Source organism: Citrobacter pasteurii, from assembly GCF_019047765.1.
In the GTDB taxonomy this organism is placed as follows: Bacteria; Pseudomonadota; Gammaproteobacteria; order Enterobacterales; family Enterobacteriaceae; genus Citrobacter; species Citrobacter pasteurii.
Genome location: NZ_CP077262.1, coordinates 2,893,391 through 2,907,377, shown reverse-complemented (window position 1 = coordinate 2,907,377; position 13,987 = coordinate 2,893,391). Strand labels below are relative to the sequence as shown.

At 52.4% G+C, this 13,987-nt stretch carries 15 protein-coding genes; 2 read left to right on the top strand and 13 right to left on the bottom strand.

Features of this window, described 5'->3' with window-relative positions:
• Window positions 1-78 precede the first annotated feature (78 nt).
• The 10 genes from nth to blr all read right to left on the bottom strand — a co-directional run bounded on the left by nth (window position 79) and on the right by blr (window position 7,515).
• The gene (gene nth / locus I6L54_RS14180) at window positions 79-714 is read right to left on the bottom strand and encodes an endonuclease III (protein WP_040233844.1); all 636 of its coding nucleotides are present in this window, start codon (window positions 712-714) and stop codon (window positions 79-81) included.
• Complete coding sequence (locus I6L54_RS14175; RefSeq protein ID WP_005121204.1) at window positions 711-1,406, bottom strand: electron transport complex subunit E; 696 nt, start codon at window positions 1,404-1,406, stop codon at window positions 711-713. The genes nth and I6L54_RS14175 overlap by 4 nt, the downstream gene beginning before the upstream one ends.
• A gap of 2 nt (window positions 1,407-1,408) precedes the next feature.
• Window positions 1,409-2,029: an electron transport complex subunit RsxG gene (rsxG, locus tag I6L54_RS14170; protein ID WP_005121203.1), complete on the bottom strand. Its 621-nt coding sequence runs from the start codon at window positions 2,027-2,029 to the stop codon at window positions 1,409-1,411.
• Window positions 2,030-2,038: 9 nt separating this feature from the next.
• Window positions 2,039-3,091 carry an electron transport complex subunit RsxD gene (gene rsxD, locus I6L54_RS14165; RefSeq protein WP_040233846.1) on the bottom strand — a complete coding sequence of 351 codons (1,053 nt, stop codon included), beginning with the start codon at window positions 3,089-3,091 and terminating at the stop codon, window positions 2,039-2,041.
• Between the two features lie 18 nt (window positions 3,092-3,109).
• Complete coding sequence (rsxC, locus tag I6L54_RS14160; protein ID WP_040233849.1) at window positions 3,110-5,116, bottom strand: electron transport complex subunit RsxC; 2,007 nt, start codon at window positions 5,114-5,116, stop codon at window positions 3,110-3,112.
• Window positions 5,109-5,687 carry an electron transport complex subunit RsxB gene (gene rsxB / locus I6L54_RS14155; RefSeq protein WP_005121200.1) on the bottom strand — a complete coding sequence of 193 codons (579 nt, stop codon included), beginning with the start codon at window positions 5,685-5,687 and terminating at the stop codon, window positions 5,109-5,111. Before rsxB ends, rsxC begins: the two co-directional genes overlap by 8 nt.
• The gene (gene rsxA / locus I6L54_RS14150; protein ID WP_005121199.1) at window positions 5,687-6,268 is read right to left on the bottom strand and encodes an electron transport complex subunit RsxA; all 582 of its coding nucleotides are present in this window, start codon (window positions 6,266-6,268) and stop codon (window positions 5,687-5,689) included. The genes rsxB and rsxA overlap by 1 nt, the downstream gene beginning before the upstream one ends.
• 76 nt (window positions 6,269-6,344) lie before the next feature.
• On the bottom strand, window positions 6,345-6,785 hold the full coding sequence (locus tag I6L54_RS14145; RefSeq protein ID WP_040233903.1) for a DUF2569 domain-containing protein: 441 nt from the start codon (window positions 6,783-6,785) through the stop codon (window positions 6,345-6,347).
• 91 nt (window positions 6,786-6,876) lie between these two features.
• Window positions 6,877-7,092 carry a transcription modulator YdgT gene (gene ydgT, locus I6L54_RS14140; RefSeq protein WP_003832804.1) on the bottom strand — a complete coding sequence of 72 codons (216 nt, stop codon included), beginning with the start codon at window positions 7,090-7,092 and terminating at the stop codon, window positions 6,877-6,879.
• 297 nt (window positions 7,093-7,389) lie between these two features.
• Window positions 7,390-7,515: a division septum protein Blr gene (gene blr, locus I6L54_RS14135; RefSeq protein WP_040233850.1), complete on the bottom strand. Its 126-nt coding sequence runs from the start codon at window positions 7,513-7,515 to the stop codon at window positions 7,390-7,392.
• A 241-nt stretch (window positions 7,516-7,756) separates the two neighbouring features.
• On the opposite strand from blr, the gene I6L54_RS14130 reads away from it, so the two are divergent.
• Window positions 7,757-8,797 carry an oxidoreductase gene (locus I6L54_RS14130; RefSeq protein WP_005121196.1) on the top strand — a complete coding sequence of 347 codons (1,041 nt, stop codon included), beginning with the start codon at window positions 7,757-7,759 and terminating at the stop codon, window positions 8,795-8,797.
• A 90-nt stretch (window positions 8,798-8,887) separates the two neighbouring features.
• Here I6L54_RS14130 and add read toward each other — a convergent pair whose 3' ends face one another.
• The 3 genes from add to malX form a co-directional block, all read right to left on the bottom strand.
• Window positions 8,888-9,889, bottom strand: a complete 1,002-nt coding sequence (gene add, locus I6L54_RS14125; protein ID WP_040233851.1) for an adenosine deaminase — start codon at window positions 9,887-9,889, stop codon at window positions 8,888-8,890.
• 100 nt (window positions 9,890-9,989) lie between these two features.
• Window positions 9,990-11,162: a MalY/PatB family protein gene (locus I6L54_RS14120; RefSeq protein ID WP_005121194.1), complete on the bottom strand. Its 1,173-nt coding sequence runs from the start codon at window positions 11,160-11,162 to the stop codon at window positions 9,990-9,992.
• A 10-nt stretch (window positions 11,163-11,172) separates the two neighbouring features.
• A complete protein-coding gene (gene malX / locus I6L54_RS14115) occupies window positions 11,173-12,765 on the bottom strand; it encodes a maltose/glucose-specific PTS transporter subunit IIBC (RefSeq protein ID WP_040233853.1) in 1,593 nt (530 codons plus the stop codon).
• 169 nt (window positions 12,766-12,934) lie between these two features.
• Here malX and I6L54_RS14110 point away from each other — a divergent pair, with 169 nt between their 5' ends.
• Entirely contained in the window at window positions 12,935-13,963 is a 1,029-nt protein-coding gene (locus I6L54_RS14110; RefSeq protein WP_040233854.1) for a Mal regulon transcriptional regulator MalI, read from the top strand.
• Window positions 13,964-13,987 lie beyond the last annotated feature (24 nt).

Sequence of the window (13,987 nt, the reverse complement as noted above, 5' to 3'; positions counted from 1 at the left end):
TTGTCGGGAAAACTATCGCGAGGGAGTGCATAACTAATCGCTATGTATGCGAGGGGCAAAGAGGATGCCCCGGCAGCATCAGATATCAACTTTCTCTTTGAATTCGCAGAGATCTTCGATGATACAGGAACCACAACGTGGCTTTCTGGCTATGCAGGTGTAGCGGCCATGAAGAATCAACCAGTGATGGCAATCGACTTTAAATTCACTGGGGACGACTTTCAGTAGCTTTTCTTCTACCTGCTCGACGTTTTTACCTGGGGCAAATTGTGTACGATTACATACCCGGAAAATATGGGTATCTACAGCAATGGTCGGCCAGCCAAAGGCAGTATTCAACACCACATTCGCCGTCTTGCGCCCAACGCCGGGCAGGGCTTCTAATGCAGTCCTGTCTTCCGGAACTTCGCCATTGTGCTGTTCCAGTAAAATGCGGCAGGTTTTAATCACGTTCTCCGCTTTGCTGTTAAACAAACCGATTGTCTTGATGTATGACTTAACACCTTCGACGCCGAGTTCCAGCATCGCGGCGGGCGTATTAGCGACGGGGTAAAGCTTAGCCGTTGCTTTATTGACGCTGACATCGGTGGCCTGAGCGGAAAGCAAGACAGAAATCAGCAGTTCGAAAGGCGATGTAAAATTAAGCTCGGTTGTCGGATGCGGATTGTTATCACGCAGGCGAATGAGGATTTCCAGCCGTTTTGCTTTATTCATGACACATTCCCTGTTTCACCAGCCGGACTGTCCGCGACAGCCGCCTCGGCACGGCGTTTCTTCATTTTCTCATCAATCAGATACTTAACAGCCAGCATTAAGCCCAGACCAATAAACGCGCCTGGTGGCAGCATGGCCAGCAGAAACGGCGTATCAGTATGGAAAATCTCAACACGCAATACTTTGGCCCAGCTACCCAACAAACCGTCTGCGCCATCAAATAGTGTACCGTTACCAATTATTTCACGCAGCGATCCGAGAACAAACATGGCGCCGGTCGCCCCCATGCCGATGGAAAAACCATCGAGTGCAGATAATGCAGGGCCTTTTTTGGCGGCGAAGGCCTCAGCACGGCCCACGACAATGCAGTTGGTCACAATCAAGGGGATAAAGATACCCAGTGATTGATACAGGCCAAAGGCGTAGGCATTGATCAGCATCTGCACCGCACTCACCACGGAGGCGATGATCATGACATAAATGGGAATACGGATTTCGGGCGGTGTCCAGCGGCGCAGCGCTGAAATCGTCAGGTTGGTCAACGTCAGGACGAGCGTCGTCGCGAGTCCCAGCCCCAGCGCGTTAGTGGCGGTAGAGGTAACGGCCAACAGCGGACACATCCCGAGTAACTGCACAAGCGCGGAGTTATTTTTCCAAAGCCCCTGAACAATAACGTCTTTAATTTCGCTCATGGTTATTCTCCACAGGCGCTAAGTTGAGGAAGTTGCGCAGGCAGCGTCTGCGCAAACAGGCCTGCACGTTTCACTGCATTAACCACTGCCCGGGGAGTAATGGTCGCGCCGGTGAACTGATCAAAATCGCCGCCATCTTTTTTCACCGCCCAGTGAGGGTCATTCTCTGCATTAATTGTTTTGCCGCTAAAATGGGTGATCCAGTCAGACAGACGTAACTCAATTTTATCACCGAGTCCTGGTGTTTCGTGATGTTCCGTCACCCGCGTACCCAGCACAGTACCGGTAAAATCGACACCGACCAGCAGTTGAATCGCCCCGGAATAACCATCGGGGGCCGTGGCCTCCAGGATTGCCGCAACCGGACGGTCGTCCTGGCGAGCAATATAGACACGATGTGTACCTTTACCTAATGCCTGAGCATTCACCAGATAGCAACTTTCTGGCAGATTGTTATTGTAGCGATCGCCAGGCAGTACCTGATCAAACAACGCCTTTTGCTGCAGGGCCGCTTGTTCATCAATGGTAGACTTGGTTAACTGATTAATCGCCGCCGTTAACCCTGTAGAGCCCGCGGCAAACAGTGCCAGAGTGATACCGTGTTTACGAATCGTTTTCAGCATACGTTGTCCTTAGCGATGTCCGTACACACGAGGACGGGTGTAATAATCAATCAGTGGAACGGTGATATTCGCCAGTAACACGGCAAAGGCCACGCCATCAGGATATCCACCAAAACTACGAATCAGCCAGACCAACAGACCCGCAAGTGCGCCAAAAATCAGGCGACCACGGTTGGTTGTCGAGGCCGTAACGGGGTCGGTAAGAATAAAGAATGCACCCAGCATGGTGGCACCGGAAAGCAGATGCAGCTGCGGTGATGCCAGCGACGCTGGAGAGAAAAACCAGCCTAACGTTGAACAAACGGCAAGCGACAGCAGAAAACTAACCGGGATGTGCCAACGAATCGCTTTTTGCCATAACAACACGATGCCGCCCGCCAGCCAGGCAAGGTTAACCCACTGCCAACCTGCGCCCGCGAGCATGCCGCTGTAAATCGGATACTGCATCACCTGTTCAACAGTATGTCCCGCGTGCAGGGAGGTCTTAAAGGTGTCCAGCGGAGTAGCCTGACTGATGCCGTCGATCCCTATACGGAGCGTGTTCATATCACCGCCGCCAGCGGTATGTCCGGTAAAGATAACGTTTAAAGCATCAAAAAATCCGGGCACCGTAGCGGCAATTTCATGCGGTGGCAGCCAGCTTGTCATCTGCACCGGGAATGAGATCAACAGAACAACATAACCAATCATTGCCGGATTAAATGGATTCTGACCAAGACCGCCATACAGCTGCTTGGCAATGATAACGGCGAAGACGGTACCCAGGATCACCATCCACCACGGAGCCAGGGGGGGAATACTGACGGCAAGCAGCAACCCTGTAAGCAGGGCGGAGTTGTCTTTCAGGATCGCGGCAACGGGCTGTTTACGTAGTTTAAGCACGCCCGCTTCGGCGGCGATGGCGCTGACCGATGCCAGCGCTATCTGGAACAATGTACCCCAGCCGAAGAACCACCATTGAGCGGCAATCCCTGGCAATGCAGCAATCAGAACCAGCATCATGATACGCGATGTTTGGCGCTGGTTATGGGTATAAGGGGAGCTAGCTATTCTGAATACCATTTATTCCTCGTTTACAACCTACTGCTGTGCGGCTTTCTTGGCCTGAGCGCGTGCAATAGCGGCCGCAACGGCAGCTTTGCGCGGATCAACCGGTTCGACAGATTCCGTGGTGGCTTGTTGCTCAAGCTTGCGGGCTTTGGCGCGGGCAATAGCGGCTTCGACGGCGACTTTGCGCGAGTCAACCGGCTCGGCTGTTTCCGTCGCTGGTTGCTGCTCAAGCTTGCGGGCTTTGGCGCGGGCAATAGCGGCTTCGACGGCGACTTTGCGTGGGTCAATCGGCTCGGCGGGTTCTGTGGCGGCTTGTTGTTCAAGCTTGCGGGCTTTGGCGCGGGCAATAGCGGCTTCGACGGCGGCTTTGCGTGGATCCGTACCCGCGCTGCTGCCTTCATCTTTTGACGAATTTTCACTGCGTGCGGCGCGAGCCTGCGCTTTTCGCGCTTCACGTGCGGCAATCACTGCGCTGTTGTCAGGTTGTTCACCCGCCTGGATTACAACCGGCTGCATAGCCTGGGCCTGTTTCTCTTTCACGCGAGCCAGCGCGGCGGCGATGGCATCATGATCTTTCGCTGCAGGCTGTACAACTGCGCTTTTATGCCGTTCAAGACGTGCCGCTTTTTCACGCTCCAGTCGGGCTTGTCGGGCCTCAAAACGGGCTTTTGCTTCTGCAGCGCGTTTTTCTTCCTGACTGATGGCATAAATCTCAGCCTTTTCCTGGCGGAAGTACTGCACCAGAGGAATATTGCTTGGGCATACCCATGCACATGCGCCGCATTCAATGCAGTCAGCAATGTTGTGGGTTGTCGCTTTATCATGCTGTTGGCCTTTACTGAACCAGTAAAGTTGTTGCGGCAGAAGATCGGCAGGGCAGGCATCGGCACAGGCGCTACAGCGAATACAGCCTTTTTCTTCCTGCGGTTCCCCCATTTCACTGGCAGAGGGCGCAAGCAGGCAGTTGCTGATCTTCACAATAGGGACATCCAGCCAGGGCAGGGTAAAGCCCATCAGCGGACCGCCCATGATCACCATCTGGTCAGTAGCAGGACAGAAACCTGCATCGTTGAGCAGGTGACGAACAGGTGTACCCAATCGCGCCCAAACGTTGCCCGGGCGGCTGACTGCTTCGCCCGTTAACGTGACCACACGCTCGGTGATTGGCTCGCCATCAATAACGGCCCGCTTGACAGCATAGGCAGTCCCCACGTTTTGCATCAGCACCCCGATATCGGAGGAACGTCCACCGTGAGGAACCTGCTTGCCGGTCAGGATTTGCGTAAGTTGTTTGGCGCCGCCTGACGGGTATTTCGTGGGGATGACTCGTAAGCTGATATCGTGAGAATCAGCCAACACTGCGCGCAGCATGGAGATAGCCTGCGGTTTGTTATCTTCAATACCCAGCAGGACTTCGCGCGGTTGAAGAATATGTGCAAGTATGCGGATACCTTCGACGACCTGCGCCGCGCAATCTTGCATTAAGCGGTCATCGGCGGTGATGTAGGGTTCACATTCAGCGGCGTTGATGATCAGTGTTTCAATTTTATCACCGCCACCCTGCAATTTGACGCCAGTTGGAAAACCTGCGCCGCCGAGTCCGGCAACACCGAATTGGTGAATACGGGCTATGAGCTCCTCGCGGCTGCGGGCACGATAATTTGCCCAGCCGTCACGCTCAATCCAGCGATCTTCGCCGTCCGCATCAATGATGACGCTAAGTTCAGCTAAAGCCGAAGGATGCGCGGTAGAGTGCGGGGCAATGGCAACAACGGTGCCGGAGGTCGGGGCGTGTACGGGCAACATTCTGCCGCGCCCACGGGTTAGCGCCTGACCACGCAGCACGGTGTCGCCCACATTGACACACAGTTCACCTTCAGCGCCAATATGCTGCTTCAACGGAATAATAAAGCGCGGAGCCAGCGGAACCTGCCGCAGCGGTGTCCCGTTAGACTGGGTTTTCATTTCAGGTGGGTGAATGCCGCCATCAAAGTCCCAGATTTTATTTTTTCTGAATGCGGAGAATAACTTAAGCATGTTGTTCCACAGGAATGATGCGCACAGGAATAGTGTTTAAATCCCACTTCCAGCTGTCAGGTGTCTCGGCTACCGGGCGTAATTCGATACATTGGGTCGGGCACGGATCAACGCACAAATTGCATCCGGTGCACAGATCGCTCATCACCGTGTGCATGGCACGCGTAGCGCCCACGATGGCATCGACCGGGCAGGCCTGAATGCATTTTGTGCAGCCGATACAGTTATTTTCATCAATCACCGCCAGCATACGAACGGGGGTAGCGTCCTGCTCATCACCATCAATAGGTTGCGGATCGACGTTCAACAGGGTCGCAATTTTTAGCATCACCGCTTCGCCACCAGGGGCGCATCGGTTGATTTTTTCGCCCTGACAGCCAATAGCTTCAGCATAAGGACGGCAGCCCGGATAACCGCACTGCCCACACTGGCTTTGCGGGAGAATTTCATCAATTTTCTCCACGACTGGATCATCCTCGACGGCAAATCGACGAGAGGCATAACCCAAAATAGCGCCGAATGCCAGACCCAGCAGACTCACTGCGGCAACGGCAATCCAGATAGCATTCATTACAACTTCACCAAACCACTAAAGCCCATAAAGGCCAAAGACATTAAACCAGCGGTAATCAGCGCAATTGCATTACCGCGGAACGGGGCAGGAACGTCTGCCACGGCGAGGCGTTCGCGAATTGCGGCGAACAGAACCATCACCAGTGAGAAGCCGACGGCGGCAGAAAAACCGTACAGCGCCGACTGTAAAAAATTATGCCCGAGGTTGATGTTCAGCAACGCTACACCTAATACCGCACAGTTAGTGGTGATCAGCGGTAAGAAGATCCCCAGCAGGCGATACAGCGCAGGGCTGGTTTTGCGTACAACCATCTCGGTAAATTGCACCACCACGGCGATGACCAGAATGAAGGCCAGCGTGCGCAGATAGATGAGATCGAGCGGGATGAGGATCCAGGTGTCAATCAGCCATGCGCAAATGGATGCCAGCGTCATTACAAAGGTCGTGGCGAGGCCCATACCCATTGCGGTTTCCAGTTTTTTGGAAACGCCCATAAAGGGGCATAAGCCCAGAAACTTGACCAGTACAAAGTTATTGACCAGTACAGTTCCGACAAACAGCAGCAGGTAATCAGTCATTTTTCGGCCTGAAATAAAAAAGCCGCCTATTATCTGACAATCTACAACAGGCGACAACAGGTTAACTGTAGGGTTATTACGGATTCACAAACGTCGTCTTAACGCGTTGCGAGCGTTTGAAATAGGGTACCAGCAGCGCAGCCGCCAACAAAGGGAACAGCAGCTGACGCACGGCAAACGCATCCGGAACAGGTGAGAATGCAAACGCTTTAATTGCCAGTAACACCGAGATCAGCAGCCATATAATATAGTGTTTTGGCACACAGGCTCTGCGTTTGAAAAACGCGATGGTCAGCCACAGCGTGTAGTACCACATGGCGATAGCGGTAATAAAGGAGACGCCCCATAGCAGCAAATTCGTCGTACTTTGCTCGCTCAGCGTGTGGAATGTCTGCGGTGTGGCCAACGCAGTGACATACAGCAGTAACGCCAGCGAAGCACTTAACAACGCGACTAACAGCCAGGCCAATGGCCCGAGTAGCCAGCCTCCGATACGTTGTGCCGGTGTTGTAGTCATTTCATCTCCAGGTTTACGCGCGCGAACAGACATGCCGTTCATTTTGGGGCAATTATTATAAAGCTTTTAACGCCAGGCGCTACTTTCTTGTTTATTGCACGTAATGCCAGACGGACTTGGGCACCTGACCGACATCGAACAGGCGGCCTCCCGAAATGAGCTCAGCACGGCGGTGGTCTGCAGCGCGATACATATTGATAATGTCGCTATCGTCAGTAAGTGTGTAGTTAAGATGATCGAACAATTTTTCCAGACTTTCTAGCGAACTGATTTTGCGGAATTTTAATAAGTAATCCTGAACAGTCATAAAAGGCAATCCATATTAATAAAATAATACTAACGGAGTAGTAAATATTAAAAAACAACCAACGTTGTACAGGTAAACGCGAATTTGCGCGCAAATGTAAGAAGAGTTTTCAACCCTGTGGGAAACCTGGCGCTATTCTCGCCTGCGGAAAGGGTAACGCGCTTCACGATCGCAGGCAATACGCGCTGGAGCGGGATGCGGCATAATTCGCTTTTTTTTGACAAAAATTGATCTTTTACAGCCCTACCCAGCAACTATCGCGGAGTTAACTGCCAGGCTATAACGGGCTGCGTATATTTATTTTTTCTGTACTGCAGCGACGGGTTCCGGTGGTTGGTAGTTGTCAATATGATTGGCAACACCCAACAGGATCACGGAGACCACGAGAACAATCCAACCTGTTAACTCAATAAGACGATTCATTACTGACGACATTTGCTTTGATTTATCCATAAACACAGGTAGCAAATGTTACTTATCAATAAATAATACAGCAAGAGCATTGGGAACGATTTCGATGACTTTTTCGCGGCAAGTTAACTCTAAGTGGCATATGTTTGACTTAAGTTAAGCAACAACCTTTGTAGCGCAAAGGTTATTAAACTATTGTGGCGCTACTATCTATGGTGTGAAATAGGCCAGATCTGAATTGAGAGGCAAAAACATGAGTGACAACATCCGCGTTGGGCTAATCGGTTACGGTTATGCCAGTAAAACTTTCCATGCCCCCCTGATCGTGGGCACTCCGGGTCTGGAACTGGTAGCGGTGTCCAGTAGTGATGAAACAAAAGTGAAGGCGGACTGGCCTTCGGTGGCGGTTGTTACTGAGCCTAAACACCTGTTTAACGATCCGAGTATCGACCTGATTGTGATCCCTACACCCAATGATACACACTTCCCGCTGGCGAAAGCGGCGCTGGAAGCAGGTAAGCATGTGGTTGTTGATAAGCCTTTCACTGTGACACTGTCACAAGCACGCGAACTGGATGCGCTGGCCAGAAGCGTAGGGCGCCTGCTTTCTGTCTTCCATAACCGTCGCTGGGACAGCGATTTTCTGACGCTGAAAGCCTTGCTGGCTGATGGCGCGTTGGGTGAGGTGGCTTATTTTGAATCTCATTTCGATCGCTTCCGCCCGCAGGTCCGTGACCGCTGGCGTGAACAGGGTGGCCCGGGGAGTGGTATCTGGTATGACTTAGGGCCGCATCTTTTAGATCAGGCAATTAACCTGTTTGGCTTGCCCGTGAGCCTGACAGTCGATCTGGCGCAGCTCCGCCCGGGGGCGCAGTCGACAGATTACTTCCATGCCATCCTGACGTATCCGCAGCGTCGCGTGATTCTGCACGGAACGATGCTGGCAGCCGCAGAGTCTGCTCGTTATATCGTTCATGGATCGCGTGGCAGCTATGTGAAGTATGGTCTGGACCCACAAGAGGAACGTCTTAAAAATGGTGAGCGCCTGCCGCAGGAAGACTGGGGTTATGACATGCGTGATGGTGTACTGACACGCATTGAAGGTGATGAGCAGGTGGAAGAAACCTGGTTAACCGTTCCAGGCAATTATCCGGCTTACTATGCGGGTATCCGTGATGCGCTGAATGGTAACGGCGAGAACCCGGTTCCAGCCAGACAAGCCATTCAAATCATGGAACTGATTGAGCTGGGCATTGAATCGGCGAAACACCGATCGACGCTGTGCCTTGCCTGATAATGTCAATGCCGGATGTCGAGGCATCTTATCTGGCCAACAATGCAATGTCGGCCAGATAAGCGTTAGCGCCATCCGGCAATAAAGCCATTACGCTGCGGCGACTTTCTCACGCAGTGCTTGTTTCTCTTCATTGCTCAGGAACGCCATTTCCAGTCCATTTATTTGCGCCTGGCGAATCTGTTCACGCGTCAATCCTGCAGCCGGGGCGGCTACGGTGTACTCGTGAATAATATCCACGCCCTGAACCGCCGGATCGTCCGTATTCAGACTCGCCAGCACACCATGCTCAAGGAACGTTTTCAGCGGATGCGTCGTCAGTGAGGCGACGGTACTGGTTTGAATATTCGATGTCAGGCAGGATTCAATGCCGATACGCTGCTCGGCGAGAAAATCCATCAGGGCGCGATCTTCGACGGCTTTTACGCCGTGGCCAATACGCTCTGCTCCCAGTTCTCTGATCGCTTGCCAGATGCTTTCCGGACCTGCCGCTTCACCTGCATGAACCGTGATATGCCAGCCAGCGTCGCGTGCACGGTTGAAATGGGACAGGAACAAACTGCCTGGGAAACCGAGTTCATCGCCGGCTAAATCCAGTGCTGTGATGTGATCACGGTGCGCTAACAGTGCATCCAGTTCCTGCAGACAGGCAGCTTCGCCGAAAGTACGGCTCATGATTCCAATTAAACGGGCTTCAACGCCGAAAGTCTTACAGCCTTCGCGTACGCCTGCAATAACGGCTTCAACCACACCTGCAACGGGGAGTTGATGCGCCATAGCCATGTAGCCTGGAGAAAAGCGTAGTTCAACGTAATGCAGACCATTACGTGCGGCATCCTCAATATTCTCAAATGCGACGCGACGGCAGGCATCCAGCGATGCCAGCACTTTGACACCCCAGTCAAGCTTTGACAAAAAACTGACCAAATCAGGTTCAGTTGACGTTACCTGCACGTGAGGGATCAGCGTTTCAAGTGTTTGAGCAGGAAGCGTTAAATTAAACTGACGACCAAGATCCAGGATCGTTTGGGCACGGATGTTCCCATCAAGGTGGCGATGGACGTCGGTTAAAGGAAGGGAAGTATCAATCATGGTCGCACTCATGTTTTTAGGTAAAGTGCGCCGTATTATAAGAATAAATCGGGATAAAAATCTATGTTGCGCAATGATTAATTTCATTGCGCAACTTTAGTTAGCGCAGAGAGCGCAGGGCGTTAATTAATCCCTGAACGCCTTTCTCAAGTTTTGAACGGGGACATCCGGTATTCAGGCGCACAAAACCGTACCCTTCCTCTCCGTAAGTCGATCCCGGCATGATCGCCACTTTTTGCTGATGGATAAGCGCATTTTGTAACGCCTGGTCATCAACCTTGAGCGGACGTAAGTCTATCCAGGCCAGATAGGTGGATTGTGGGATCTGCCAGTTAAGTTCAGGGAACGCAGTATTAAGTTCATCAGCAACGTAATGCAGATTGCCGGCAAGATAATCCCGTAAGGCATCCAACCAACGCTCACCTTGCTGATAGGCGGCAATATGTGCGGTGAGTGCCAGCACCGCAGGAGACGACAGTCCGTCGCGTCCCTTTAGCGCACGGAGATAATCGTTGCGGCTATTGGCGTCTTCGATGATCCCATACGCGCCGGTTAATGCCGGGATATTGAAACTCTTGGAACCGGATGTGAGCAGCGCCCAGCTGTCGCGCGCGACGTTACTCCACGGAATGTGCGGCTGTTCTCCCCATACCATATCCATATGGATTTCATCGGAAATGACGTTGACACCATGTCGCTGGCATAAGTCAGCCATGGTTTCCAGTTCCTCGTGCGTCCACACTTTGCCCGTTGGATTTTGTGGGCTACACAGCAGAAGAATTTTACTCTCTGGCCGTGACAGAGCGGCCTCCAGCTTTGCCATGTCGCAATACCAACCGTCGCTCCGCTTTTCCAGACCGACGGGAAGCACTGTGCGCTGGTTGCCTTCGATGGCCTTGTAGAATGCATCGTAAGCTGGCGTATGGACAACGACCGCGTCGCCCGCAGACGACCACTGGCGGATGAGTTCTGAGACCATATAGATAACGGAGGGGCCATATACCAGCGATTGAGGATCGATCCGGGTATTGTGACGAGTTTGAAACCAGTGGCTAATGGCCGCCAGAAATTCGTCATTTTTCCAGCGGCTGTATCCTAATACACCGTGTGACAGGCGCTGGGTCAGCGCCTCCAGAATGCAAGGGGCCGTAGCAAAATCCATATCAGAGATGGTGAACGGCAGCAGATCGGCAGTGCCAAAACGGTCAGCGACATAATCCCACTGGGTGCACCATGTTCCCTGCCTGTTCACAACCTTTGAAAAATCAAACATGTTGTTGTCCTTACGCCTGTACTGTATTCATCAGAACCGCGATTTCGTCTTTCACTGACTGGACCTGCGGGCCAATAACGACCTGAAGGTTATGTTGATTGAGCTGTACCACGCCAATGGCCCGGTTGTCTTTCAGTGCCTGGACATTTACGCGTGACATATCTTTGACCGACAAACGCAAACGCGTAATGCAGTTATCCAGACTAACGATATTCTCCGCGCCACCCAATGCCGCCAGAATTGCCGGGACATTGTAGCCAGATTTACCGGGTGTGCCTGCCATCACTTTCTCAATATTGCTGGCAACATCGACATCACGGCCCGGGGTCTTCAGATTAAAGCGGGTGATCGCGAAGCGGAAGATAACGTAGTACACCGCAAACCAGATTGCCGCGACAACAGGGACCAGGTACCACTTGGTGGACAACCCGTGCAGGATCCCGAACACCACGAAGTCAATCAGGTTACCGTCTGTGTTGCCGATAGTCACACCGAGTACCGCCATCACGGTAAAGCCGAGGCCGGTCAATAAGGCGTGGATCACGTACAGAACTGGGGCAACAAACAAGAACAAGAATTCCAGTGGTTCGGTGGTACCGCCAATGACGCAGGCAATCAGACCAGAAATTAATAACCCTTTAATTTTATGTCGATTCTCAGGACGAGCACAGTGATACATCGCTAATGCTGCACCCGGCAAACCGCCGAGGAATGCCGGCATTTTGCCCTGAGACAGGAAGCGTGTTGCGCTTTCAGAGAAGCCTTGCGTGGTTGGGCAACTCAGCTGCGCCTGGAAAATAGTGAGTGCGCCACTGACGCTATGACCACACACTTCCTGGGTACCGCCCGCTTCAGTAAAGCGAATGAGGGCCACCAGAATATGGTGCAGGCCAAAAGGCAGCAGAAGACGTTCGCCGGTACCAAACAGCATCGGACCAAATTCACCTGCGCTGTTGATGATATTGCCGAGCCCGGTAATACCCATCGCAAATACAGGCCAGATCAGAGGGATAACTAATCCAACCAGCCCCATGACCAGTGAAGAGATGATAGGGACAAAACGGGTGCCGCCGAAGAAAGCCAACGCATCCGGGAGGCGAATGTTATGGAAGCGCTCGTGCAGCATCCAGACAATGATCCCAGCGATGACTGCACCGAGGATCCCGGTGTCGATCGACTGGATCCCCAGGATGTTTTGTATGTTATTGGCCTTCAGGATTGCCGCATCAGTGGTAGGTAAAATCCCTTTCGCCGTCAACCAGAAGTTAACGGCAAGGTTCATGACCGCATAGCCAACAAACCCAGCAAATGCCGCCACACCTTTGTTCTCGCGTGCCAGACCGAGAGGAATAGCAATACAGAACATCACGGGTAAGAAACTAAATGCGAAAGAGCCGACTTTACTCATCCAGGTAAAAAGAGCCTGAAGCACCGGGTTACCCAATGCGGGGATCAGCGTTAAGACATCGTGACTGCTTAACGAACTGCCGATCCCCAACATGATTCCGCAGAAGGAGAGCAGAGCCACGGGCAACATAAAGGTTTTGCCCAACTGCTGGAAAAATTCCCATAACGTTATTTTTGGTGTGGTTCTCGTCGTCATCTAACGACTCCTCGTGAAAGCTCGGTGACTAATGATGGCGAGAAGATAAAACGTTTTACCTAATTTTAGTGCGGTATAAATCACATTATCGAATGATAATACAGCGTATAACTATAACCGATTGATAAAACGTTTTATCTGTCACGTTATCAGGGAGTTTTCTGTTTTTATGGCTATAGCCAAAAAAATAACCATCCATGATGTTGCGCTGGCTGCCGGGGTTTCGGTCAGTACAGTCTCATTGGTGCTTAGTGGAAAAGGGCGTATCTCATCCGCAACCGGGGAGCGGGTAAACGCTGCCATTGAGCAGTTGGGGTTCGTACGTAATCGTCAGGCATCGGTGCTGCGTGGCGGTCAGAGTGGTGTGGTCGGGCTGATTGTACGCGATCTGTCTGCGCCATTTTATGCTGAACTGACGGCAGGCCTGACGGAAGCATTAGAAGCACAGGGTCGGATGGTCTTTCTTTTACACGGCGGCAAAGACGGTGAGCAATTGGCTCAGCGTTTCGCAATGCTACTTAATCAGGGCGTGGATGGCGTAGTCATTGCAGGTGCAGCTGACAGCAGTGATGCGCTGCGACAGTTGGCTGAAGAAAAAGGGATTCCGGTAGTATTTGCCTCACGAGCCAGTTACCTGGATGACGTCGACACGGTCCGACCCGACAACATGCAGGCAGCACAATTGTTGGTTGAGCATCTCATTCGGCACGGCCACCAGCGCATCGCGTGGCTGGGTGGACAGAGTTCTTCTTTAACCCGCGCAGAGCGTGTCGGCGGCTATTGTGCGACGCTGCTAAAATATGGTTTACCGTTTCATAGTGATTGGGTTCTGGAGTGTTCATCCAGTCAAAAGCAGGCTGCCGAAGCCGTTACTGCACTGTTACGCCGTAACCCGACGATCAGCGCCGTAGTGTGTTACAACGAAACCATCGCTGTTGGCGCCTGGTTTGGTCTGATGAGAGCGGGGCGTCAGAGCGGCGAAATTGGCGTCGATCGCTATTTTGAACAGCAAGTTTCACTGGCTGGATTTGCGGATGTGGCGGAAAACGCGCTGGATGATATTCCCATTATCTGGGCCAGTACCCCGGCACGCGAAATGGGTTATACCCTGGCTGAACGTATACTGCAGCGCATTGGTAATGATGACAGCCATTCCCGCAATCTGACGCTTTCCGCCCGACTGGTCACGCAGAAGTAGCTTGCCGAAATCAAAAGCCCGATA

What these genes read in the sequence shown, in the direction of transcription:
- rsxG (WP_005121203.1), bottom strand. Translation starts at nt 2,029, where the DNA reads ATGCTGAAAACGATTCGTAAACACGGTATCACTCTGGCACTGTTTGCC.
- I6L54_RS14120 (WP_005121194.1), bottom strand. Translation starts at nt 11,162, where the DNA reads ATGTTTGATTTTTCAAAGGTTGTGAACAGGCAGGGAACATGGTGCACC.
- rsxD (WP_040233846.1), bottom strand. Translation starts at nt 3,091, where the DNA reads ATGGTATTCAGAATAGCTAGCTCCCCTTATACCCATAACCAGCGCCAA.
- rsxB (WP_005121200.1), bottom strand. Translation starts at nt 5,687, where the DNA reads ATGAATGCTATCTGGATTGCCGTTGCCGCAGTGAGTCTGCTGGGTCTG.
- rsxC (WP_040233849.1), bottom strand. Translation starts at nt 5,116, where the DNA reads ATGCTTAAGTTATTCTCCGCATTCAGAAAAAATAAAATCTGGGACTTT.
- rsxA (WP_005121199.1), bottom strand. Translation starts at nt 6,268, where the DNA reads ATGACTGATTACCTGCTGCTGTTTGTCGGAACTGTACTGGTCAATAAC.
- I6L54_RS14130 (WP_005121196.1), top strand. Translation starts at nt 7,757, where the DNA reads ATGAGTGACAACATCCGCGTTGGGCTAATCGGTTACGGTTATGCCAGT.
- I6L54_RS14145 (WP_040233903.1), bottom strand. Translation starts at nt 6,785, where the DNA reads ATGACTACAACACCGGCACAACGTATCGGAGGCTGGCTACTCGGGCCA.
- add (WP_040233851.1), bottom strand. Translation starts at nt 9,889, where the DNA reads ATGATTGATACTTCCCTTCCTTTAACCGACGTCCATCGCCACCTTGAT.
- malX (WP_040233853.1), bottom strand. Translation starts at nt 12,765, where the DNA reads ATGACGACGAGAACCACACCAAAAATAACGTTATGGGAATTTTTCCAG.
- I6L54_RS14175 (WP_005121204.1), bottom strand. Translation starts at nt 1,406, where the DNA reads ATGAGCGAAATTAAAGACGTTATTGTTCAGGGGCTTTGGAAAAATAAC.
- ydgT (WP_003832804.1), bottom strand. Translation starts at nt 7,092, where the DNA reads ATGACTGTTCAGGATTACTTATTAAAATTCCGCAAAATCAGTTCGCTA.
- blr (WP_040233850.1), bottom strand. Translation starts at nt 7,515, where the DNA reads ATGAATCGTCTTATTGAGTTAACAGGTTGGATTGTTCTCGTGGTCTCC.
- nth (WP_040233844.1), bottom strand. Translation starts at nt 714, where the DNA reads ATGAATAAAGCAAAACGGCTGGAAATCCTCATTCGCCTGCGTGATAAC.
- I6L54_RS14110 (WP_040233854.1), top strand. Translation starts at nt 12,935, where the DNA reads ATGGCTATAGCCAAAAAAATAACCATCCATGATGTTGCGCTGGCTGCC.